The 21,688-nt window shown below is 73.4% G+C and carries 18 protein-coding genes; 6 read left to right on the plus strand and 12 right to left on the minus strand.

Annotated features, from left to right (window positions below; genetic code table 11):
• Nucleotides 1-6 precede the first annotated feature (6 nt).
• Complete coding sequence (locus ACZ5D2_RS24675; protein WP_468932015.1) at nt 7-1,452, minus strand: RNB domain-containing ribonuclease; 1,446 nt, start codon at nt 1,450-1,452, stop codon at nt 7-9.
• 103 nt (nt 1,453-1,555) lie between these two features.
• Between ACZ5D2_RS24675 and yaaA the strand changes: the two genes are divergently transcribed.
• Nucleotides 1,556-2,356 carry a peroxide stress protein YaaA gene (gene yaaA / locus ACZ5D2_RS24680; protein ID WP_371678756.1) on the plus strand — a complete coding sequence of 267 codons (801 nt, stop codon included), beginning with the start codon at nt 1,556-1,558 and terminating at the stop codon, nt 2,354-2,356.
• Nucleotides 2,357-2,447: 91 nt separating this feature from the next.
• Here the strand turns inward: yaaA and ACZ5D2_RS24685 are convergent, their stop codons facing one another.
• Entirely contained in the window at nt 2,448-3,200 is a 753-nt protein-coding gene (locus ACZ5D2_RS24685) for a bifunctional DNA primase/polymerase (protein WP_371678757.1), read from the minus strand.
• Between the two features lie 133 nt (nt 3,201-3,333).
• A complete protein-coding gene (locus ACZ5D2_RS24690) occupies nt 3,334-3,963 on the minus strand; it encodes a TetR/AcrR family transcriptional regulator (RefSeq protein WP_468932020.1) in 630 nt (209 codons plus the stop codon).
• A 145-nt stretch (nt 3,964-4,108) separates the two neighbouring features.
• On the opposite strand from ACZ5D2_RS24690, the gene ddaH reads away from it, so the two are divergent.
• The gene (gene ddaH / locus ACZ5D2_RS24695; protein ID WP_371678759.1) at nt 4,109-4,927 is read left to right on the plus strand and encodes a dimethylargininase; all 819 of its coding nucleotides are present in this window, start codon (nt 4,109-4,111) and stop codon (nt 4,925-4,927) included.
• A 10-nt stretch (nt 4,928-4,937) separates the two neighbouring features.
• Here ddaH and ACZ5D2_RS24700 read toward each other — a convergent pair whose 3' ends face one another.
• Together ACZ5D2_RS24700 and ACZ5D2_RS24705 are read right to left on the minus strand one after the other, a co-directional pair.
• Nucleotides 4,938-5,954, minus strand: a complete 1,017-nt coding sequence (locus ACZ5D2_RS24700) for a small ribosomal subunit Rsm22 family protein (RefSeq protein WP_468932024.1) — start codon at nt 5,952-5,954, stop codon at nt 4,938-4,940.
• A 34-nt stretch (nt 5,955-5,988) separates the two neighbouring features.
• Entirely contained in the window at nt 5,989-7,293 is a 1,305-nt protein-coding gene (locus ACZ5D2_RS24705; RefSeq protein WP_468932026.1) for a multidrug effflux MFS transporter, read from the minus strand.
• Nucleotides 7,294-7,401: 108 nt separating this feature from the next.
• Between ACZ5D2_RS24705 and ACZ5D2_RS24710 the strand changes: the two genes are divergently transcribed.
• Nucleotides 7,402-8,163, plus strand: coding sequence for an SDR family oxidoreductase (locus tag ACZ5D2_RS24710; RefSeq protein WP_371678762.1), 762 nt, complete (start codon nt 7,402-7,404; stop codon nt 8,161-8,163).
• 106 nt (nt 8,164-8,269) lie between these two features.
• Here ACZ5D2_RS24710 and ACZ5D2_RS24715 read toward each other — a convergent pair whose 3' ends face one another.
• On the minus strand, nt 8,270-10,750 hold the full coding sequence (locus ACZ5D2_RS24715) for a dolichyl-phosphate beta-glucosyltransferase (RefSeq protein ID WP_468932031.1): 2,481 nt from the start codon (nt 10,748-10,750) through the stop codon (nt 8,270-8,272).
• Between the two features lie 484 nt (nt 10,751-11,234).
• On the opposite strand from ACZ5D2_RS24715, the gene ACZ5D2_RS24720 reads away from it, so the two are divergent.
• Nucleotides 11,235-11,855 (plus strand): GNAT family N-acetyltransferase, encoded by a 621-nt coding sequence (locus ACZ5D2_RS24720; protein ID WP_371678764.1) that lies wholly within the window; start codon nt 11,235-11,237, stop codon nt 11,853-11,855.
• Nucleotides 11,856-11,913: 58 nt separating this feature from the next.
• Here the strand turns inward: ACZ5D2_RS24720 and efeU are convergent, their stop codons facing one another.
• The 6 genes from efeU to ACZ5D2_RS24750 form a co-directional block, all read right to left on the minus strand.
• Nucleotides 11,914-12,759, minus strand: coding sequence for an iron uptake transporter permease EfeU (efeU, locus tag ACZ5D2_RS24725; RefSeq protein ID WP_371678765.1), 846 nt, complete (start codon nt 12,757-12,759; stop codon nt 11,914-11,916).
• A gap of 22 nt (nt 12,760-12,781) precedes the next feature.
• Complete coding sequence (efeB, locus tag ACZ5D2_RS24730) at nt 12,782-14,044, minus strand: iron uptake transporter deferrochelatase/peroxidase subunit (RefSeq protein ID WP_371678766.1); 1,263 nt, start codon at nt 14,042-14,044, stop codon at nt 12,782-12,784.
• Between the two features lie 33 nt (nt 14,045-14,077).
• The gene (gene efeO / locus ACZ5D2_RS24735; protein ID WP_371678767.1) at nt 14,078-15,229 is read right to left on the minus strand and encodes an iron uptake system protein EfeO; all 1,152 of its coding nucleotides are present in this window, start codon (nt 15,227-15,229) and stop codon (nt 14,078-14,080) included.
• Between the two features lie 174 nt (nt 15,230-15,403).
• On the minus strand, nt 15,404-16,321 hold the full coding sequence (locus ACZ5D2_RS24740; RefSeq protein ID WP_371678768.1) for a heme ABC transporter ATP-binding protein: 918 nt from the start codon (nt 16,319-16,321) through the stop codon (nt 15,404-15,406).
• On the minus strand, nt 16,318-17,427 hold the full coding sequence (locus ACZ5D2_RS24745; RefSeq protein WP_371678769.1) for a FecCD family ABC transporter permease: 1,110 nt from the start codon (nt 17,425-17,427) through the stop codon (nt 16,318-16,320). The genes ACZ5D2_RS24740 and ACZ5D2_RS24745 overlap by 4 nt, the downstream gene beginning before the upstream one ends.
• A gap of 1 nt (nt 17,428) precedes the next feature.
• Nucleotides 17,429-18,445, minus strand: a complete 1,017-nt coding sequence (locus ACZ5D2_RS24750) for a heme/hemin ABC transporter substrate-binding protein (protein WP_371678770.1) — start codon at nt 18,443-18,445, stop codon at nt 17,429-17,431.
• 132 nt (nt 18,446-18,577) lie between these two features.
• On the opposite strand from ACZ5D2_RS24750, the gene ACZ5D2_RS24755 reads away from it, so the two are divergent.
• Both ACZ5D2_RS24755 and ACZ5D2_RS24760 read left to right on the plus strand, forming a co-directional pair.
• On the plus strand, nt 18,578-20,074 hold the full coding sequence (locus ACZ5D2_RS24755) for an HtaA domain-containing protein (protein WP_468932038.1): 1,497 nt from the start codon (nt 18,578-18,580) through the stop codon (nt 20,072-20,074).
• Between the two features lie 103 nt (nt 20,075-20,177).
• Entirely contained in the window at nt 20,178-21,674 is a 1,497-nt protein-coding gene (locus ACZ5D2_RS24760) for an HtaA domain-containing protein (protein WP_468932041.1), read from the plus strand.
• Nucleotides 21,675-21,688 lie beyond the last annotated feature (14 nt).

Below are 21,688 nucleotides of genomic sequence, written 5' to 3' on the forward strand. Positions count from 1 at the left end.
GGGTCCCTACACCGGGGCGAAGAGGATCTTCGAGGTGCCCGGGTCGGCCTGGGTGAGGCGGACCCGGATGCGGTCGCCGAGGGGCAGCGGTGCCGCCGGGGACTCGACGCGGCCCACCACCGCCGGGTCCTCCAGGTGGACGGTGCCCACCCGCGGCTCCTGCTCCTTGACGTCGATCACCGTCGCCTCGAAGGTCTCCCCGATCCGGTCCTTGAGCAGGGCCGCCTCCACCAGGTCCACGGACTCCCGCTCCACGGAGTTCGCCAGCCGGCTGCCCTCCGCCATCTCGTGCGGCAGCGCCTCCAGCGCCTCGACGGTCCACGACGGGGGCTCGGCCCCGGCCGACGCGGCCACGCACAGCTCGCCGGTGTACCGGTCGACCAGGCGGCGCAGCGGGGCGGTGCAGTGCGCGTACGGGGCCGCGACCGCGGCGTGCAGGGCCGGGTCAGGGGTCCGCCCGCCGGTGAACACCGTGTACCCGGCGCCGCGCAGCAGGGCCGTGCACTCCTGGAGGAAGGCGGCGTGCGCGGGCAGGCGCGGGTCGAGGGAGCGCACGAGCGCCGCGTACGGGACGTGGTGCGGCCAGTCGATGCGCAGGGCCTTCGCGGCCCGCCGCAGCCGGCCGACCGCGCCGTCGGGGGCGGCGGGGAGGGTGCGCAGGATGCCGGTGCCGGTGGCGATCATGAGGTCGGCCGCGGCCATGCCGGTCATCAGGGAGATCTGGGCGTTCCAGCCGTCGGCGGGCAGCGGGGCGCGGTAGGTCAGGGAGTACGAGCCGTCGGGCCCTTCGACGACCTCCTGCTCCGGGACGTTCAGGGAGATCCCGCCGCGCTCGGTCTCCAGGGCCTCCCGCAGCGTTCCGACGACCTTCAGCAGGGCCAGGGCGGGCTCCGCGGTGCCGGAGTCGATGGCCTTCTGGACGCCGTCGTAGTCGAGCCGGGCCCGGCTGCGGACCAGGGCCCGGCGCACCTCGGTGGTCTCGACGCGGCCGTCGGCGTCCAGGTCGAGGCGCCAGAGCAGGGCCGGGCGGGTCCGGCCGGGCAGCAGGCTGGCCGCGTCCTCCGAGAGGACGGCCGGGTGCAGCGGGATCCGCTCGTCGGGGAAGTAGAGGGTGTTGACCCGGCGGTGTGCCTCGGCGTCGAGGGCGCCGCCCGGGGTGACGAAGGCGGCGACGTCGGCGATGGCGTAGTGCACGCGGTAGCCGCCGGCCGGCCGCAGTGCCAGGTGCATGGCCTGGTCGAGGTCGACCGAGCCCGGGGGGTCGATGGTGAACACCGGCAGGTCGGTGGCGTCCTCGGCCGGCAGCCGCGGGGCGGCGGCGGCCCCTTCGGCCTCGGCGAGCACCTCGGCCGGGAAGGCGGCGGGCACCTCCAGCCGCGTGCGCAGGTCGCGCAGCGCGGCCCGCAGGGCAGCCCCCTCTGCGCCGGTCATGTGCAGGTGACGGCGTGGCATGGGTCGAGCGTAGGGCCGACGGGCCGGGGCGGCGCGGCGAGCGGTCTACCCTGGCTCGGGGGCCGCACCCCCTCGCGCCGCGTCTTGTCGAAGGAGAACCACCGTGCTCGTGCTGCTGCCGCCCTCCGAGGGAAAGGCCGCCGGCGGCTCCGGCGCACCGCTGGAGCCCGGTTCCCTGTCGCTGCCGGGGCTCGCGGGGGCGCGGGCGGCCGTCCTGGAGGAACTCGTCGGACTGTGCTCCGGGGACGAGCTGAAGGCGCGCGAGGTCCTGGGGCTGAGCGAGGGGCTGCGCGGCGAGGTCGCGAAGAACGCCGGGCTGCTCGACGCGCCGGCCCGGCCGGCCGGGGAGATCTACACCGGGGTGCTCTACGACGCGCTCGGCCTGGCCGGTCTGCCCGCCCCGGCGCGGGAGCTCGCGGAGCGGTCGCTGCTGGTGTTCTCCGGGCTGTGGGGCGCCGTGCGGGTGACCGACCGGATCCCGTCCTACCGCTGCTCGATGGGGGTCAAGCTGCCCGCGCTGGGCGCGCTGGGCGCGTACTGGCGCACCCCGATGGCCTCGGTGATGCCGGAGGCGGCGGGCGACGGGCTGGTGCTCGACCTGCGGTCCGCGGCGTACGGGGCGGCGTGGAAGCCGAAGGGGGAGACGGCGGGGCGGACGGCCACGGTACGGGTGCTGCACGCGCAGGTCGTGGACGGCGTGGAGAAGCGGTCGGTGGTGAGCCACTTCAACAAGGCCACCAAGGGGCGGCTGGTACGGGACCTGCTGCTGGCCGGGTCCGTCCCCGGGTCTCCGGCGGAACTCGTCACCGCTCTGCGGGACCTGGGGTACGCGGTCGAGGCGGAGGCGCCGGCGAAGCCGCTGAAGCCGTGGTCCCTCGACGTGGTCGTGAGCCAGATCCACTGAGGCCGGGGCCCCGGCCCGGCCGTGGACCCGCAGGCCGGAGCCCGGCCCCGTCGGCGGGCCGGGCGTGCGGTCGGGGGCGGCGGCCCCGGGGTCAGCGCCCCAGGGGCCAGGCGACGGTGGCGGGGGTCTGGTCGGCGGTGCCCGCGTACTGGGCGCAGGCGTCCGTGAGGGTTTCCAGGAGGGTCAGCGGGTCCGGGAGCGGGTGCCCCATGTCGCGCAGCCAGCCGACCGAGAAGTCCCCGGGGAGGGTGGCCGGGGGGAGGAGGACGTAGCTGCCGCGGCAGTGCCAGCGCAGGCCGGGGTGTTCGTCCATGGTCTCGGGGTGGCAGTCCAGTTCGCAGGGCCACCATTCGTCCTCGTCCTCCGGCGTCCCGCGGGTCGCCGTGAAGAAGAGCATCCGGGCCTGGTCCCCCGTGCCGCCCGATTCGGCGACCGGTCCGACCTCGATGCCGGCGGCCAGCAGGCGTTCCAGGGCGCTGCGTCCGGCTTCCAGCGGGACGTCGAGGACGTCGTGGACCATGCCGGTGGCGGTGATGAAGTTGGCCTGCGGCTGGTTGCGGGCCCAGCGTTCGATCTGCGCGCGGTCGGTGGTCGACTGGGTCTGCCAGGCGAAGGAGACCGGGTGCCGCGCGGGAGTGGGACAGCCGATGCGGTCGCAGGAACATCGGTAGCCGGCGGGATGCGCGGCCGGGGCGACCGGCAGTCCGGCGTCGGCGACGGCCAGGAGGAGGGCCTCGCGGGCACCCGCGGGGTCTTCGGTCGGGGCGGGTTTGCGGCGCCGGCGCAGCCACTGGGACATCCTGCTCTGCTCGCCGCGTTTGACGCGGCCGGACTCGGACCCCATCTATCCCCTCACCTCAACGTTGCCCCGGAAGACCATCCCATCGTCCCACCATCCTGAGTCCCGGGTGACCGCACCCCCCGATCGAGGTCCTCCCATAACCGCAGAATTCGGCCATATATTCTCCGCCGCCGGGTCAGGCCCCGGCGGCGGCCGGGCGGGTGGTGACGTATCCCACCCCGCGCAGCGCCGCGTCCACCAGCGCGTCCGTGTGCGCGTGCGTGAGCGGCGCGGTCCTCAGCAGCCACCGGTACGTCAGCGGTCCCACCAGCATCTCCACCAACAGGCGCAGGTCGGTGTCCGCAGGAAGCAGTCCGCCGTCCACGGCCGTGCGCAACCGGGCTTCGTACAGTGCGAGCTGGGGTTCGAGGAGCTGCCCGGTGAAGCGGGCTCCCAGCTCGGGGTCGGTCGCACCGGCGGCGGTGAGGGCGCGGGTGGGTGCCTCGTACCGCTCGTCGAGGAACTGGTCCACCGTGGCCCGCAGGACCGTCTTGAGGTCGGCCGCCAGGTCTCCGGTGTCCGGGAAGCCGGCCCACTCGCTCTCCGCCGCCGCCTCCCCGGACAGCGCCAGCGAGGCGTCCAGCAGGACGGCGGCCTTCGAGGGCCACCAGCGGTAGATGGTCTGCTTGCCGACGCCGGCCCGGGCGGCGATGGCCTCGATGGTCAGCTTGTTGTAGCCGGTCTCGCCCACCAGTGCGAGTGCGGCGTCGAGGATGGCGCGCCGCGAGCGTTCGCTGCGGCGGGAGGCGTCGGGGGACTTGCTCATGGCGCCCAACGTATCAATGCGAGACGTCTCGTCTTTCATCCATTCCGTAAACCACCCAATCAGTTCACTGCGCGGCCCCCGTTGAGGAGAGACGATTCTTTCCACAGACGCACGCACGTGAGTCCGCAGTCGTGAGGAGCCTTCTTTGCGCAGAGACGCCACACCCCGGCGCTACCTGATGTGCCCACCCGCACACTTCAAGGTCACGTACTCCATCAACCCGTGGATGGATCCCACGAAACCGGTGGACCTGCCCCTCGCACACGCCCAGTGGGAAGACCTGAGGGACCGCTACCGCTCCCTCGGCCACACCGTCGAGATCCTCGAACCGCAGCCCGGCCTGCCCGACATGGTCTACGCCGCGAACGGCGCCCTCGTCGTCGACGGCCGGGTGCTCGGCGCCCGGTTCGCCTACCCCGAGCGCGCCGCCGAGGCGGAGATCCACCTCGACTGGTTCCGGGCGAACGGCTTCACCGAGGTCCACGAGCCGTCCCACGTCAACGAGGGCGAGGGCGACTTCGCCGTCACCGCCACCTACATCCTGGCGGGCCGCGGCTTCCGCAGCAGTCCGCTCTCGCACGACGAGGCGCAGGAGTTCTTCGGCCGCCCCGTCATCGGACTCGACCTGGTGGACCCGCGCTACTACCACCTGGACACGGCGCTGTGCGTCCTCGACGGCGACGAGATCATGTACCACCCGCCGGCGTTCTCGCCGGGCAGCCGGGCCGTACTGCGGCGGCTCTTCCCGGACGCCCTGATCGTGGACTCCGAGGACGCGGCGGCCTTCGGCCTGAACTCGGTCTCCGACGGGCGCCACGTGCTGCTCCCGCAGGCCGCGGCCGGGCTGCTCGCACCGCTGCGCGAGCGCGGCTTCGAGCCGGTGCCGATGGACCTGGGCGAGCTGCTCAAGGGCGGCGGCAGCGTGAAGTGCTGCACCCAGGAACTGAGGCCCCGGGAGCAGTGACCCCGCCGGACTACGGGGCCTCGGTGGGCGGCGGCCACTCCTGACCCCAGTCGGCGTCGCGCGCCGCCTTGTAGAGGTCGCCGTGGCGCTTGGTGACGGTGGCCCGGGTCAGGCCGGCCGCCTCGCCGCTCTCCGGACCGCACAGGTCCAGCAGGACGAGCCCCTTCCGGATCTGCGGCCTCCGCGTGATCCGGAAGGGGACCGGGGTGACCGGGAAGCGGGTCGCGGCGACGTAGCTGAACTTCTCGTCCTCGTACGGGAGGGAGCCGCCCTTGATCTGCCGGTGCAGGGAGGAGCGGCTGACCCGCGCCGAGAAGTGGCACCAGTCCCGGCCCACCTCGATGGGGCAGGCGCCGTCGTGGGGGCAGGGCGCGGCGACCCTCATCCCGGCCTCGATCAGCTGCTCGCGCGCCTCGCGGACGCGCAGGTAGCCCTCGGGGGTGCCCGGCTCGATCAGTACCACGGCCTGCCCCGCGCGGGCCGCCTCGGCGACGACCGCCCGGCGGGCCTCGGGGGTGAGTTCGCCGAGCACGTACGACACCGTCACCAGGTCCGCGTCGGGGAGGCCGATGCCGCTGCCGATGACGGCCCGGCGCCAGTCGGCCCCGCGCAGCGCCTCGGAGGAGGAGCGCCCGGCCAGTTCCCTGCCGAGGGCGAGCGCGGGCTCCGCCCAGTCCAGCACCGAGGTGGTGCGGGGGCCGTCCCAGGTGGCGTCCACCGCCCAGGTCGCGGCGCCCGTACCGCCGCCGACGTCCACGTGCGAGCCCGGGACCCACTGGGGTGCGGCCTCCGCCAGCCCGTCCAGGGCGGCCCGTACGGCCTCGAAGGTGGCCGGCATCCGGTAGGCCGCGTACGCCGCAACGTCGGAGCGGTCGCGCAGGACGGGGGCGTCGGTGGGGGTGGTGCCCCGGTAGTTGGCGATCAGCCGCTCGACGGCGGCCGCGGCCTGCTTCGGCGGGAGTCCGTCGAGCAGCCCGGCGAGGGCGCTGCGGAGGGTCTCGGCGGTGGTGGGGGCGGAGGCGTTCACCAGCGAAGTTTACGGCGCCGGGCCCCGCGTCCGCTCACGCGGTCAGCGGCTCCCGCGGCTGCCAGGGGCGGCACATGCCGAGGAAGCAGCCCACCGAGAGCAGCGAGCAGCTCAGCTGGACCAATGCCATGGGCACCGCCGTGTGCTCGCCCGCGATCCCGACCAGCGGGGAGGCGGCCGCGCCGACGAGGAAGGAGGAGGTGCCCAGCAGGGCGGACGCCGAGCCGGCGGCGTGCGGGGTGCGCATCAGCGCCTGCGCGTTGGTGTTCGGCAGCACCAGGCCCATCGCCGACATCAGCACGAACAGGGCGGCGGCGACGGGCACCAGCCCGACCTCCCCGAACACCCCGGTGGACATCAGCAGCAGCGCCACCGAGGCCACCGTGATGGTCGCGATCCCGGCACCCAGGGCCTTGTCCAGGCTGACCCGGCCGACCAGCAGCTTGCCGTTGATCTGGCCGACCACGATCAGCCCGACGGAGTTGAGGCCGAACAGCAGGCTGAAGGCCTGCGGGGAGGCCCCGTAGATCTCCTGGATCACGAAGGGCGAGGCGGATATGTAGGAGAAGAGGACGGCGAAGGCGAAGCCGCCCGCCAGGGTGTACCCGGCGAAGACCCGGTCGCCGAGCAGCCCGCGCATGGTCCGCAGCGCCGAACCCACGCCGCCGGTCTGGCGCCGCTCGGGCGGCAGGGTCTCCTCCAGACTGCGCCAGACCACCACGGTCAGGGCCAGGCCGACGACCGTGAGCACGACGAAGACCCCGCGCCAGTCGGCGAAGCGCAGCACCTGGCCGCCGATGAGCGGTGCGACGATCGGGGCGGCCCCGGATATGAGCATCAGGGTGGAGAAGAACCGGGCCATCTCGACCCCGTCGTACAGGTCGCGCACGACGGCGCGGGCGATGACGACTCCGGCGGCGCCGGCCAGGCCCTGGACCAGGCGGAAGCCGATCAGCAGCTCGGTGGTCGGGGCGAGGGCGCAGACCGCGGTGGCGAGGACGTAGAGGACCATGCCCGCGAGCAGGGGCCTGCGGCGGCCCCACTTGTCGCTCATCGGGCCGATGACCAGCTGGCCCAGCGCCATGCCGGCGAGGCAGGCCGTGAGGGTGAGCTGGACGGTCGAGGCCGGGCTGCCGAGCGCGTCGGTGACCTCCGGAAGCGCCGGCAGGTACATGTCCATGGACAGCGGGGGGAGCGCGGTGAGCCCGCCCAGGACGAAGGTGACCAGCAGACCGGTGCGGCGCGCGGCCGTCAGGGGGACGGCCGCTGCGGGCGAGGGGGGCGGGGATCCGGGGGCGGCGCCCTGCGTGGGGGCCGCCGAGGGGCCTCTCTCCGACATGCCGAACTCCAGTCTTCTCATCCGATGTACGCACCCCTGACCGACCCATGCTCTCAGCTGTCGGAACGTCCCGAGCCGGACGTGCGGTGTGACGTACCCTGCGGCCCCATGAACGCACCGCTGAAGAAGACCGCCGTCGTGACGGGTGCCGGCTCCGGGATCGGCCGCTCCGTCGCCCTCGCCCTGGCCGGGGCGGGCTGGTCGGTGGCCGCGGCCGGGCGCCGGACCGGGCCCCTGGAGGACACGGCCGCCGCCGCCGGGCCGGGCGCGGACGTCCTGCCCGTACGGGCGGACGTGAGCGACCCGGCCGACGTGGCCGCGCTCTTCGCCGCGGTCCGCGACCACTACGGGCGCCTCGACCTGCTCTTCAACAACGCGGGCACCTTCGGCCCGTCCGGGGTCGCGCTGGAGGACATCTCCTACGAGGCCTGGCGCCAGGTCGTCGACGTCAACCTCACCGGCTCCTTCCTCTGCGCCCAGGCCGCCTTCCGGGCGATGAAGGAGCAGGACCCGCAGGGCGGCCGGATCATCAACAACGGATCCATCTCCGCCCACGTGCCCCGCCCGAACTCCGTCGCCTACACCGCGACCAAGCACGCCATGACGGGCCTGACCAAGTCCCTGTCCCTGGACGGGCGCCCGTACCGGATCGCCTGCGGTCAGATCGACATCGGCAACGCGGCCACCGAGATGACCGAGCGCATGCAGACCGGCATCCTCCAGGCGGACGGCCGACTGGCCGTGGAACCGGTGATGGACGCCGCCGACGTGGCCCGTACGGTCCTGCACATGGCGGAGCTGCCGCTGGAGGCCAACGTCCAGTTCGCGACGGTGATGGCGACGGCGATGCCGTACATCGGCCGCGGCTGACGGCCTGACGGCCTGACGGCCCGGCTGCACGGCCGTACGGCTGTACGGGAACGGCGGCGGGGCCGCAGCCGGCAGGGGCTGCGGCCCCGCGGCACCGCTCCCGGGGTCAGACGGGGTCGACCTGCCAGATGAAGCAGTCGGCCACCCTCTGCGGCTCCTTGCCGAGCAACGAGGTGAGGGTGCCGCGCAGTTCGGGGGTGCGCTCCTGCTCGACGGGGAGGACGATCAGACCGGCCTTCCAGTGGGCGAGGTCCCCGCGGGCCTCGTCGCGCATCTGCGGGGTGACCTCCGGCGGCGGGACGGCGCCCCAGCGCATGTCGCGCAGCAGGGTGGACAGCATCCGGGGCCTGGCACCGTAGATCCCGACGCGGTCGGGCCCGTCGGGCCCGTTGAAGTAGCCGCCGGCCAGCTTGAACCCGAAGCCGGTGCCGCTCTGCCAGCGCAGGGAGGCCGCGTAGCGGGGGTCGGGCAGCGGCACCGGGACCAGGGACCGGCCGTCCTTGAGGTAGTCCTCGTACAGGCCCCGGGCGATGAAGGCCGGTACGGGGTCGCGCTCCTCGGTGACCAGCGGCAGCGGCAGGACCGGCACCAGCGCGGCGGCCACGGCCAGGTACCCGACCACGCGGTGCTCGCGGGCGCGGAAGCCCACGATCCGGTCGAGGGCGAGGGCCAGCAGGATGCCGAAGACGGGCGCGCACACCATGGCGACCCGGCTCTCGATGACCGATTCGAGCAGCGGCAGGTGCCGCAGGACCCGCCAGGGCGCGGGAACGGTGAGGCCGAACTTGTCGATCTCCACCCGGGGACCCAGGGAGAGCACGGCGGTGGCCAGGGCGGTGATGCCGAGGGCGCGCACCACGGGCAGCCGCCACAGCCAGAGGGTGATCCCGGTAGCCAGGGCGAGCAGGGGCCAGCCGTAGAAGGCGTTCTGCTCGGTGGTGTTCAGCGAGAGCCTGCCCGCGGTCTCGGCGTTGCCGAACAGCGAGCGGGCCGAGTACTCGGTCAGGGCGCGCAGCGGGTTGCCGGCCCCGCCCTCGCCGTGCAGCACCGAGTGGTAGCTCTGCGGGCCGAAGAACTGCCAGTACAGGGGGAAGGCGACGAGCGGTACGGAGACGGCCGCCGTGATCGCCAGCCCCTTGGCCAGCGGCCGCAGCGCCGCGCGGGCGGTCGCGCGGTCGAAGTACGCGTGGACGAGGGCGAAGATCAGCATGCCCATCGCGGCCAGCAGGAACGGCTCCTCGCCGAGGAAGATCTGGTAGGCGGAGAACAGCCCGAGCAGCACGCCGTCGCGGACGACGTTCTTGCCCTCGCACAGCCGCAGCGCCCGGTCGATGATGACCGGGATCATGAAGAGCACGACGAAGTTCGGGTGGGCGTTGGCGTGCGAGACCATCGGCGGCGCGAAGGCGGCCAGGGCCCCGCCGACGGCGGCCGCCCAGCGGCTCTCCGTGAGGCGGCGGTGGATCAGCCAGTACCAGGACCAGGCGGTCACGGCGATGCCGAGGGTGAACACCAGGGCCAGCGTGACGGTCGGGCCGAAGAGCAGCGTGACCGGGGTGAACGGGACCGAAAGTCCGAGCATCACCGTGTTCCCCATCAGATTCACGCCGTCCGGCATGTTCTGGAAGTCGGTGAACAGGGGGTTCCGCAGGTGCGCGACATTGTCGGCGGTGACCCCGAAGAACCATTCCCACTGATTCTGGTCCTGGAGGGAATGGGCGAGGATCGACCCGTCCAGATCCCCCCACCACCCCTTGTAGAGGTAGAGGGAGGCCAGCAGGTACAGCGCGGCCACGACGATGCCGCCGGCATTCAGGCGCATCAGTTCGCCGAGCGTGCGCAGGTAGTCCAGGAGCTGGACCTTGGAACCGTCCTGGTGCGCCCAGCGGACCGGGACCTCGGCGACCGGCCACCCCTTGCGGCGGAAGTACTGGAGGATCTCCACGTCGATGGCCCAGCCGTCGAGCTTGGCGGCCCCGAAGGCCGCGCGGGCCTGGTCCCCGTCGAACAGCTTGAAACCGCACTGGGTGTCGCGGATCCCGCGGACGGCGACCAGCCGGATGACCCGGTTGCCGACCCAGCCGAGCACTTCGCGCAGCGCGCTCTGCTGGCGTTCCACGGCCGAGTCGCGGTGGGCGCGCGAGCCGATGGCGGCGTCGAGCTTCGGGTCGTCGGCCAGGGCCTTCTCCAGCCGGGCGAGCTCCTCCATGGGAGTCGCCAGGTCCGCGTCCATGATCAGCACGCGCCGCCCCAGCGAGGCCGCGACGCCGAGCCGCAGCGCGCTGCCCTTGCCCCGGTTCTGCTCCGACTGCACGAGCCGGATGCGGTGTTCGTCCACACCGGCCTTCAGGGCGACGGTGGCGGTCCGGTCGGGGGAGCCGTCGTCGACGACGATGACCTCCCAGTCCTCCGTACCGGTGCCGACGTGGGAGTCCAGGTAGGCCCGGACGACGTCCAGGGTGGGCCCCAGACGGTCTTCCTCCCGGTAGGCGGGGATGACCACGGACAGGCCGACGGACCCCGGTCCCTGGTCGGCGGGTTCGCCCGTGGCGGTGGCACCGTGGGCCCTGAGTATGCCGTTCTGCACGTACAAGCCATTCGTCGAGTTGTCCGGTCCGGGCCTGGAGACGCACCGCGAGGAAACAGCCGGCCGGGCCCCGTCACCAGCGCGGACACGTCGGCGGTGGAGGGGTGGAGGCGGCGGGGAATGACTCGCGAGACCCGGTCCGGGAACACGTCGTACGACGGCAGTCACGGACAGGCCCATCGAATTCGGCCATGTTCATCGCGGGGATATCGGTTCTACCCCGTGCGACCACGCATCGTTACCCCCCTCGGCGCGCGGTTCCAACTGCCCTTTTTTGTGGTCGAAAGGACAGACGGCCCGGACCAATATAGATCAACCTTGAACGGACGGTCCGTCGATCGGCCCGGAACGACGGGCCGCCGCAGGCTTCCCGGTGGTCCGGCGCCGGTTTTCGGTAACGGTGTCCGTGAATAAAGGCCGGGCAAAGCGGGGGGCGGATGGCGGTGCGTGAAATGTGTAGGGCCGCATTCCGGTTGGACCCGTCATGACGACTGGAGACACGGGCGCACATCGCGCCGGGCCGCCGCCTTCCGCACTGCGGCTGCTCGCGTACCCGGAGGCGGAGCTGCCCGGGGGGCTGGCCCGTCAGGTGGCGGGGATCGAGGGGCGGGTGTGGCCCGGGAGCCGGTTCGGGCACGACCCCGCGCTGCGGCCGAGGACGCTGCTGCTCGTGGACGGGGACGGCACGGTCGGGGCCTGCCTGACGTTGCTGTACAAGGAGGTCCCGTGCGGCGGGCGGGTCCGCCGGGCCGCCGGGCTGAGCGGTGTGGTGACCCGGCCCGAGTGGTGCGGGCGGGGGCTCGGGAGCCGGCTGGTGGCCGGGGCGCGGGCGGAGCTGGCCGCCGATCCGGCGGTGGACGTGGCCCTGTTCAGCTGCGACCGGCCGCTGGTGCCGTTCTACGAGCGGGCCGGCTTCGAGCGGCTGCCCGGCAGCGTGCTCGTCGGCGGCACCCCGGCCGAACCGCTGCCCACCGACGGGCCGGGCTTCGACAAGGAGGTGCTGGCCGCCTTCTTCGCCCCGGGGGCGGAGGGGGAAGCGGACCGGGCCGCCTGGACCGGGACCAGGATCCCGCTCCATCCGGGCACCGTCGACCGGCTCTGGTAGCGGAGAACGCGAGACGCCCGGCCGGTGGCCGGGCGTCGGGCGGGACGGCGGACGGGCGTCAGCCGCGGGCCGGGGTCGGTTCCTTCGGAGCCGGGGCCGCCTTGGCGCGGGCCGGCAGGAGGAACAGGCCCAGGACGACGACCAGGTACAGGGACCACACCACCAGCTGGTGGACCGTCGGGTCCGGCTGGAAGTTGAAGACGCCCTTGAGCAGGACCCCGTACCAGCTGTCTGGCGGGATCGCCGAGCTGATGTCGAAGGCCTTGTCGTGCAGGCCGTTCAGGAAGCCGGCCTCCTGGAGGTCGTGGACGCCGTACGCGAGCACGCCCGCGGCCACGATCACCAGCATGCCGCCGGTCCACTTGAAGAACTTCGCCAGGTTGATCTTCAGCGCGCCCCGGTAGAACAGCCAGCCCAGGAGGATCGCCGTCGCGATGCCCAGCAGCACCCCGATCAGCGGGGCCGAGGAGCCCTCGCCGCTGGCGCGGACCGAGGCCCACACGAACAGCGCCGTCTCCAGGCCCTCGCGGCCCACCGCCAGGAAGGCGGTGGCCACCAGCGCGCCGGTGCCCATCGCGAGGGCGGCGTCCAGCTTGCCCTCCAGCTCGCCCTTCAGGTGCCGTGCGGTCTTCTTCATCCAGAAGACCATCCACGTCACCAGGCCCACCGAGATGATCGAGAGGCTGCCGCCCAGGAGCTCCTGGGCCTCGAAGGTGAGTTCCTGGGTGCCGAAGGTCAGCAGTGCGCCGAACGCCAGCGAGATCGTGCAGGCGATGCCGATGCCGAGCCACACCGGACGCAGCGCGGCCCGGTTCTCCGTCTTCACCAGGTAGGCGACGAGGATGCAGACGACCAGGCTGGCCTCAAGGCCTTCGCGCAGGCCGATCAGATAGTTGCCGAACACGGCGTTTCCTCTCCGGCGGGGACTACGCGAACAGCGTCCGGCCCCACCAGTCGTCCTTGTCGCGGACGCCCGGCGGGACGGCGAAGACGGCCGAACCCACGTGCTGGATGTATTCGTTGAGCGCGTCGTTCTTCGCCAGCTGCCGCTGGATCGGGATGAAGCCCTTGCGGACGTCGCGCTGGTAGGCGAGGAAGAACAGGCCCGCGTCGAGGCGGCCCAGTCCGTCCGTGCCGTCGGTGAAGGAGTAGCCGCGGCGCAGGATCGTCGCCCCGTCGTTGGAGTCCGGGTGCGCCAGGCGCACGTGGGCCTCCGGCTTCATCGCCTTCAGGAACGGCTCGTCGCGCTCCTTGGACTTGCCGACCGGCGCGCCCTCGCCCTTGTCGCGGCCGAAGACGTCCTCCTGCTCCTGAAGGGAGGTCCGGTCCCAGGTCTCGATGTGCATCCGGATGCGGCGGGCGACCAGGTACGAACCGCCGGTCAGCCAGGCGCTGCCGTCGTTCGCGCCGACCCACACGTGCTTGTCGAGGGCGGCGGTGTCGGTGCCCGAGACGTTACGGGTGCCGTCCTTGAAGCCCATCATGTTGCGCGGGGTCTGCGCGTCCGGGGTGGTCGAGGAGGTCTTGCCGAAGCCGAGCTGCGACCAGCGGACGGCGACCTTGCCGAAGCCGATGCGGGCGAGCTGGCGGATGGCGTGCACCGCGACCTGCGGGTCGTCGGCGCAGGCCTGGACGCACAGGTCGCCGCCGGAGCGGGCCTGGTCCAGGTTGTCGCCGGGGAAGGCCTCCAGGTCCACCAGGGCCTCGGGGCGCTTGCCCTCCAGGCCGAAGCGGTCCTTGGCGAACAGGCCCGGCCCGAAGCCGATGGTCAGGGTGAGGCGGGAGGGCTTGAGGCCCAGGGCCTCGCCGGTGTCGGTCGGCGGGGCCTCGGGCAGGCCCTCGTAGGCGTCGCCGACCGGCAGGCCGGCCGTCATCAGACGGGCCGCGGCGGTCCACTCCTTGAGGAGCTGGACCAGCTCGTCGCGGCTCTTGGTCTTCACGTCGAAGGCCGCGAAGTGCAGCCGGTCCTGGACGGCGCTGGCGATGCCGGACTGGTGCTCGCCGTGGAACGGCACCGCCGCCCCCGCGGAGGCCGCCGGGGCCATGTCCGAGCCGCCGCCCAGCGCGGCGACCGTGCCGCCGGCCGCGGCGGCGCCGATCGCGAGACCGGCTCCGCCCCAGCCCAGCACGGAGCGCCGCGAGGGGGTACCCGCGCCGGTGGAGGACTCTTGCGACACCTGGTCGGTCATGCTGTTTCTCCCGCCTCTGCCTGGATCCCGGTACTACTTGGCGACCGCTGCGGCGAGCTTGGAGAGCGGCTCGGCGAGGGAGTTGACCCCGTCCGAGAGCTCCTTGCGCTCCGCGTCACCGACCTTGTCGTAGGAGGTGAACTCGTAGCCGTTCTTGTCGGCGCGGTACTTGTCCAGCAGGGTGCTCAGCGACGCGAACTGGGTGTCGAGCTGCTTGACGAGCTCGGCGTCGTTCTTCTGGGCGGTCGGCTTGAGGAGCTCGTACGCCTTCTGGGCGCCTTCGAGGTTGGCCTTGAAGTCGACCAGGTCGGTGTGGGAGTAGCGCTCCTCCTCACCCGTCACCTTGCCGGTGGCGACCTCGTCGAGCAGCTCCTTGGCGCCGTTGGCCATCGAGGTCGGGGTGATCTCGGCCTGGCCGACCTTCTTCTGCCACTCGGTGAGGTCGGTGATCAGGGTGTCGGCGAGCTTCTTGTCCTCGTCGCCGATCTTGCCGTCCTGGAAGAGGGACTTCTCCAGACGGTGCCAGCCCGTCCAGTCCTTGGCCGGGTCCTGGCCCGCCTCCAGGCCGTCCTCGCGGACGTCGACCTTCGGGTCGATGTCACCGAAGGACTCGGCGACCGGCTCGGTGCGCTCCCAGCCCAGACGGGAGAGGGCGTAGGCCTTCTTCGCGGCGTCCAGGTCGCCGGCCTTGACGGCGTCGGCGAAGACCTTGGCCTTCGGCAGCGTCTCGTCGGCCTGCTCCTGCACGTACTTGCGGTACGAGGCGACCGCGGCGTCCAGCTCGGGGCTGCGCTTGTCGCCGCCGCCCTGGCCGGTGGCCTTGACCTTGGTGCGGATGCCGTCGCCCTTCATGCCGGGCTTGCAGGCGAACTCGTAGTCGCCCGCCTTGATCTCGGCGGTGATGGTGGCCTTGGTGCCGGGGCCGATGTTCTCGCGCTCGGCGACGATGCGGTCGTCCGGGAAGAGGACGTAGAGCTCGGTGACCTTGGAGCCCTTGTTCTCGACCTCGATGGAGACCTTGCCGGCCGGGAACTCGGTCTTGGAGACCTCGCAGGCGCTGTCCGTCGCGTTGACCTTGATGGCGCCGGAGCCGCTGTCGTCGCTCTTGTCCGCGCAGCCGGTGACGGCGGTGAGTGCGACGACGACGGCGGCCGCGGAGAGGACGGTGAGACGGGCGGGGCGCATGGGGGCTCCTGGCGGGGGTGGAGGCTGGTTGAGCCTCGGCGAGGCTCGGTGAGGCGGACCTAACTTAACCGAGGCTTACCTGACCGATACCCGCTCGTCCAGTGATTCAGCTCTCACCTTCCGGTCCCGGACACGAGCCCGTCACGGCCCCTCCATGACCGTCTCAAGCGAAGGTCAAGCGCGGGTCAAGTCGCCGTCGGCGTTCAGCGGGCCGGAAAGGTTACCGGCCGGTTCTCCCTTGGCCTCCTCCCGCACGGGGACCACCAGCGGGGTCCCGGTGCGGGGGTGCGGGAAGACCTCCACCGGCTGCCGGTAGACCCGGCTCAGCAGTCCGTCCCCGAAGACCTCCGAGGGGGGCCCGGCCGCCGCGATCCGGCCGTCGTGCAGCACGGCGGCCCGGTCCGCGTACGCCGCCGCCAGCCCGAGGTCGTGCAGGACGACGACCACCGCGTCCCCGGCCGCGGCCCGCTCCCGGCAGACCCGCAGCACCAGCTCCTGGTGGCGCAGGTCCAGGGCGGCCGTGGGTTCGTCGAGCAGCATCAGCGGAGCCCGTTGGGCCAGTACGCGGGCCAGCGCGACCCGGGCCCGTTCGCCGCCGGAGAGCGCGGAGAAGGGGCGTGCGGCGAAACCGGTCACCTCGGCGGCGGCCATCGCGTCGGCCACCGCCTCCTCGTCGGCGCCGGCCAGGTCGGTGCCCGCCCAGGGGGCGCGGCCCATCCGGACCACCTCCGCGACCGGGAACGGGAAGGACAGCGCGGCCGACTGGGGCAGCACCGAGCGGCGCAGGGCCAGTTCGGGGGCCGTCCACTCGGACACCGGGCGCCCGTCGACGCGTACGGTCCCCGAGTGCGCGGGCAGATCGGCGGCCAGCGCCCCCAGCAGGGTGGACTTCCCCGCGCCGTTGGGGCCGACCAGGGCCAGCACCTCGCCCGCGTACGCGCTCAGCCCGATCCCGGCGAGCACCTCGCGCTCCCCGAGCCGCACGTGCAGGTCCTCGGCCCGGGCCAGGACCTCGCCGGCGGCGGGCCGGGCGGGCACGGTGCGCGGGCGGCGGCCGAAGAGGGCGGCCCGGCCGCGGCGGAGGGCGCTCATGCCCAGCCTCCCTGCCCGCGCCGGGTGCGGCGCAGCAGCCAGAAGAAGAACGGACTGCCGATCAGGGCGGTGAGCACGCCCAGCGGCAGCTCGGCGGGCGCGGCGACCGTACGGGCGGCCAGGTCGCCGCCGGTCAGGACCACGGCACCGGCGAGCGCGCTGCCGGGTACCAGGAAGCGGTGTCCGGGGCCGTTCGCCATCCGCAGCAGGTGCGGGACGAGCAGGCCCACGAAGGTGATGACCCCGGCCACGGCCACGGCGGCCGCCGTCAGCAGGGCGACGACCAGGATCAGGGCCAGGCGCAGCCGTTCGACGTCGATCCCGAGGTGCCGGGCCGGGCGTTCGCCGAGGGCGAGGAGGTCGAGGCGGCGCGCGTACAAGGGCGCGGCGAGCAGTCCGGCGAGCGCGCAGGGCAGGACGGCGAGCACCTTGGGCCAGGTGGCCTGGGCGAGGGAGCCGAGTTGCCAGAAGGTGATCTGGTTGACCTGGCCGCTGTCGGCGAAGAAGACGAACAGGCCGATCAGGGCGCCCGCGAAGGCGTTGACGGCGATGCCGGTCAGGATCAGGGTGACGACCTCGGTGCGGCCGCCGTTGCGGGACAGCAGGTAGACGGCGCCGACCGTGACCAGCCCCGCGACGAAGGCGCATGCGGTGACGGTCCAGTTCCCGAGGAAGCCGAGGCCCAGTCCGATCGCGGCGACCGCGCCCACGGCGGAGCCCGCCGAGATGCCGATCACGCCGGGTTCGGCGAGCGGGTTGCCGAACACCCCCTGCATCAGGGCGCCCGCGCAGCCGAGGGCGGCGCCCACGAGCACCGCGAGCGCGACGCGGGGGAGGCGTACGTTCCACAGCACGCTCTCCCCGACACGGTCGAGGGGCGCGCCGCCGAGGCCCAGGTGGTGCTGGACGGAGGCGAGTACGTCGGTGGTGGGGATGCGGTACGCGCCCACGCCGGCGGAGACGAGGGCGAGGAGCAGCAGGACGAGCGCCAGCGCGCCGGTCAGCACCGGCGTCCTGCGCGAACGCGGCCGGTCCGGCTCCCCGGGGGCGGAGCCGGGGGCCGGGCCGGCCCCGGCGGTGCGCGGGGGATCGCAGGAGAGGGCCACCTCAGGCGCCCTTGCCGTAGAGCTGGGCGACCAGGGAGGAGAGCACCTGGTCGGTGCGGGGGCCGTAGTTGAGGAGGACGCCGTCGTCGACGGTGACCACGCGGCGGTCCGTCCCGGCCGGGGTCTGGGCCACGCCCGGGATCCTGACCAGGCCGTCGACGCCGCCTACGGATTCGAGGCCCTTGGTCATGACGAGGATCGCGTCGGGTGCGGCGGCGGCCAGCGCCTCGCTGGTGATCGGGGTGAAGTCCTTGCCGAGTCCGGACTCCTTGCCGGTGTCCACCGCGCCCGCCGCCTCCAGCAGCGGGGCCGCGCCGGAGTCGGAGCCGCCGAGGAGGTAGACGGACGCGGTGCCGCGCAGGTAGAGGAAGGCGACCCGGGGCTTCTTCGCCGATCCGGCGGGAACGCCCTTGCGGGCGGCGGCGATCCGGTCGGCGGTGCGTCCGTTCAGCCGCGTGCCCGCGTCGCCCACGCCGAGCGCGGCGGCCACCGCGTCGATCCGCTTCGGTACGTCCTCCAGCGATGTGGCGGGAGCGAGCACCAGGACGGGGACGCCGGCGTCACGGATCTGCCGGACGGCTTCCGCGGGGCCGGTGGTGGTCTCGGCGAGCACCAGTGTGGGACGCAGCGACAGGACGCTCTCGGCGGAGACGTCGTGGCCACGCGTCACCACGGGCAGGGCTGCGGCCTGTTCGAAGGTGGCGGTGATGTCCCGGGCGACGACCTGCCCGCCGAGGCCGAGGGTCTGGACGATCTCGTTGAGGCCGCCGGTCAGCGGGATGATCCGGTCCGCGGAGGTGACGGTGACCTGCGTCCCGTCGGCGGAGGGGACCGTCACCGGCAGCGCGGGCCGCGGAGTGCCGGCCAGCGGTTCCACCCGGTCCGGGAGGGCGGCGGCGGGACGGGCCGGGGAGTCCGCGGGGGCGGCCGTCCCCGCGCAGCCGGTCACGGCCAGTGCCAGGGCGGCCACGGCGCCGGCGAGGCGGGGGAAGCGGAGTGGCGTGGCGGGCGTGGGCACGGAGGCACCGTCCTGATCGTCCGGCTGGGGCGGGGAGGGAAGTGAGGTCGCGTCGACGACGGGGTTCCCCGCTCGACCGAGATAGCTTAGGTTAGCCTAACCTTACTTTCCGGGCCCTGGAAGGGGACGTCCATGTCCGCACGACCCACCCGCGCGTTCACCGTGGCCCTGCTGGCGGCCCTGCTCGGGGCGCTGCTCCCGGCCTCCGCCGCCCACGCGGCGAGCCGTACGGTGCAGGGGGGGGCGGCCCTGCTCGGGGCGCTGCTCCCGGCCTCCGCCGCCCACGCGGCGAGCCGTACGGTGCAGGGGGGCCGGCTCGACTGGGGCATCAAATCCTCGTTCCAGAGTTACGTCACGGGGCCGGTGGCGAAAGGCGGTTTCCAGCTGAAGAGCGGAGCCGCCACCGTGGGCGGCAGCCTGTTCCGCTTCCATTCGGCGGCCGGCTCCTACGACCCCGACTCCGGCGAGTTCAACGCCGCCTTCTCCGGCGGCGTGAGCTTCCAGGGCCACCGGAAGCCCGACGGCGCGTACGAGCTCGACATGACCGTCAGCCGTCCGTCCGTACGGATATCCGGCGGCACCGGCACCCTCTACCTCGACGTGGCCGGCAAGGCCAAGGACACCGGCGCGGTCACCGAGGAGTCCCAGGTGCCCTTCGCCACGCTTTCCCTCGGCGGCATCGACATGTTGGGGGGCGGCACCCCGATCGCCCTGACCAACGTGCCCACGACCCTCACGGCCCAGGGCGCCAAGGCCTTCGCCGGCTACTACCCGGCCGGCGCTCCGCTCGACCCCGTCTCGCTCTCCGCCGACGTCGTCACCGCCGCGCAGGGCGCCCCGTCCGGCCCGCCCCAGGCGCCCGCGCAGACCCCCGGCGCTCCGTCCGGATCCCCGCGGGGGCAGGGCGCGTTCGCCGACGCCGCCGTGGACTGGGGAGTGCGCCGCACCTTCCGCGAGTACGTCACCGGTTCGACGGGCCAGGGCGGGTGGACGCTCGCCGAGGGTGCCCAGGACGGCGGCGCGCTGTTCCGCTTCCCGCAGGGCACGGGGACGTACGACGGCCAAAAGGGAGCGCTCGACGCGGCGTTCGCCGGTACGGTCCACTTCACGGGGGCCCATCTCGACCTCATGCTCGGCAAGGTGAACGTCAAGGTCGAGAACGGCAAGGGGGTCCTGACCGCCGACGTGACCACCGGCGGCGAAACGAAGAGTGCCGTGGCGCTCGTCGAGTTCGACGCCAAGGGCCTGAAGACCGAGGGGAAGCTCGCCACCTTGACCGAAGCCCCGGCCACCCTCACCGAGGGCGGCGCCCAGGCCTTCAACTCCATGTACCGGCCCGGCACCGAGATGGACCCCGTCTCGCTGGCCGTCGCCCTCGACGGCGGCGCCACCCTGCCCGCCCTGCCCGACCTGGGCTCCACGGCCGCCCCGTCGCCCGCGCCGCAGACCGCCTCGGCCCCCGCCCCCGCCTCCCCGGCCCCGGGCGCCGCGCGCGACCGGTCCTCCCCGGCCGGGCCGTACCTCGGCCTCGCCGCCGCGGTCCTGGTCCTGGCCGGCGCCGGCGGGTTCCTGGTGCTGCGCAAGCGCCGGGCGGCGGCGGCCGACCCGGCGCCCGCCGATGCTCCGTAACGCCCCCGTCCCGCTTCGCGCCACCCGGCCCGACCCCGCCCGATCCTCCATCCCGCTCCGCCCGCCCCTCCATCCGCCCCGTGCACCCAGGGAGTTCCCGCCCATGTCGTCCCACCGCCGCCCGGCCGTCCTCGCGGCCGCCGTCCTCACCGCCGCGACCCTCGGCACCGCCGCCTTCGTCATACCCGCCACGGCGGCGGACGGCGCGCCGGCCGCCGGGGCGTCGGCCGCCGCCGCGCCGGTCCCGTTGACGGGCGGCACCCTCGACTGGGGCGTGCTGGGCAGCCTGCGCGCCTACGTCAAGGGCATCGGCTCGATCACCACGCACGACGGGGCCTCCGAGGTGCCGGGCGGCTTCCGCTTCGGCCAGGCGACCGGGCAGTACGACGAGACCGGAGGCCGCGTCGTGACCGCGGCCTTCAAGGGACGGGTCGTCTTCGACGGAACCGCCCACGGCTTCGTCGTCGCGATGGAGAACTTCCGCATCGACACCGGTACGAAGAAGCTGACGGCGGACGTCACCAGGAACAACGTCCTGACCCGCGACGTCCCGCTGGCGGACGTGGCCTTCACCGGAATGAACATGACCGGGCTCACCACCACCCTCACCCGCGAGTTCGCCGCGCAGTTCGACCGCCCGGCCTACGCGGGACAGGAGGCCGACAAACTGTCGGTGGCACTGGAGTTCCCGAAGCCCCCGGCCCCGAGCGACCCCCCGGGCACCTCGCCGTCACCGTCGGCCGGCAGCACCGCGCCGACGACGCCGAGCACCACCGTCAAGCCTTCCACGAAGGCCCCGACGAAGGCCCCGACGACGGCTCCGGCCGACGGTCCGCAGAAGATCCTGCGCGGCAAGCTGACCTGGGGGCTGAAGCAGTCCCTCCACGACTACGTCGGCGACCAGGGCGTCACGGCGTCCGGTGGCGCCACCAAGAACGGCAAGACCTTCGACTTCTCCTTCGGCAAGGGCGAGCTCGACGTCAAGAACCAGAAGCTGAACGCCTCCTTCGAGGGGGCCGTGCGCTTCGAGCTCCCCGCCCACCACCTCGACCTCGCCTTCGGCAACGTCCGGATCGCCGCCACGGGCAAGACGGGCACCCTGCTCCTCGACGCGAAGACGGCGCAGGGCACCGACAAGGACATCCCGTTCGCCACCCTCGACCTGTCGAAGGGCGACTACAAGACCAAGGGCGGCCTGCTGACGCTGGAAGGGGTCCCCGCGGTCTTCACCGAGAAGGGCTCCGCCGTCTTCGCGTACAACGGCGCCGTCGACGAGAAGTACAAGCCGGGCAAGCCGATGGACTCCCTCACCCTCTCGGTGGCGGTGGACAAGGACGTCGTCCTCCCGTCGACCGGGGGCGGCACCGGAGGCACCGGCAACACCGGGGGCTCGGGCACCACGGGCACCACCGGCGGCACCACCACCGGAGGGACGGTCGGCGGCTCCTCCGGCTCCTCCGGCGGCTCCGTGGGCGGGAACCTCGCCTCCACCGGCGCCGAGATCCCGGCCGGCGCCCTCCTCGGCACCTCCGCCGCGGTCATCGCCGCAGGCGCCGGCGCCGTGTACCTCGCGCGCCGCCGACGTACGGCCGGGAACTGACCCGTGCTTGAATG

The sequence above is a fragment of the Streptomyces sp. NPDC031479 genome, assembly GCF_055581065.1.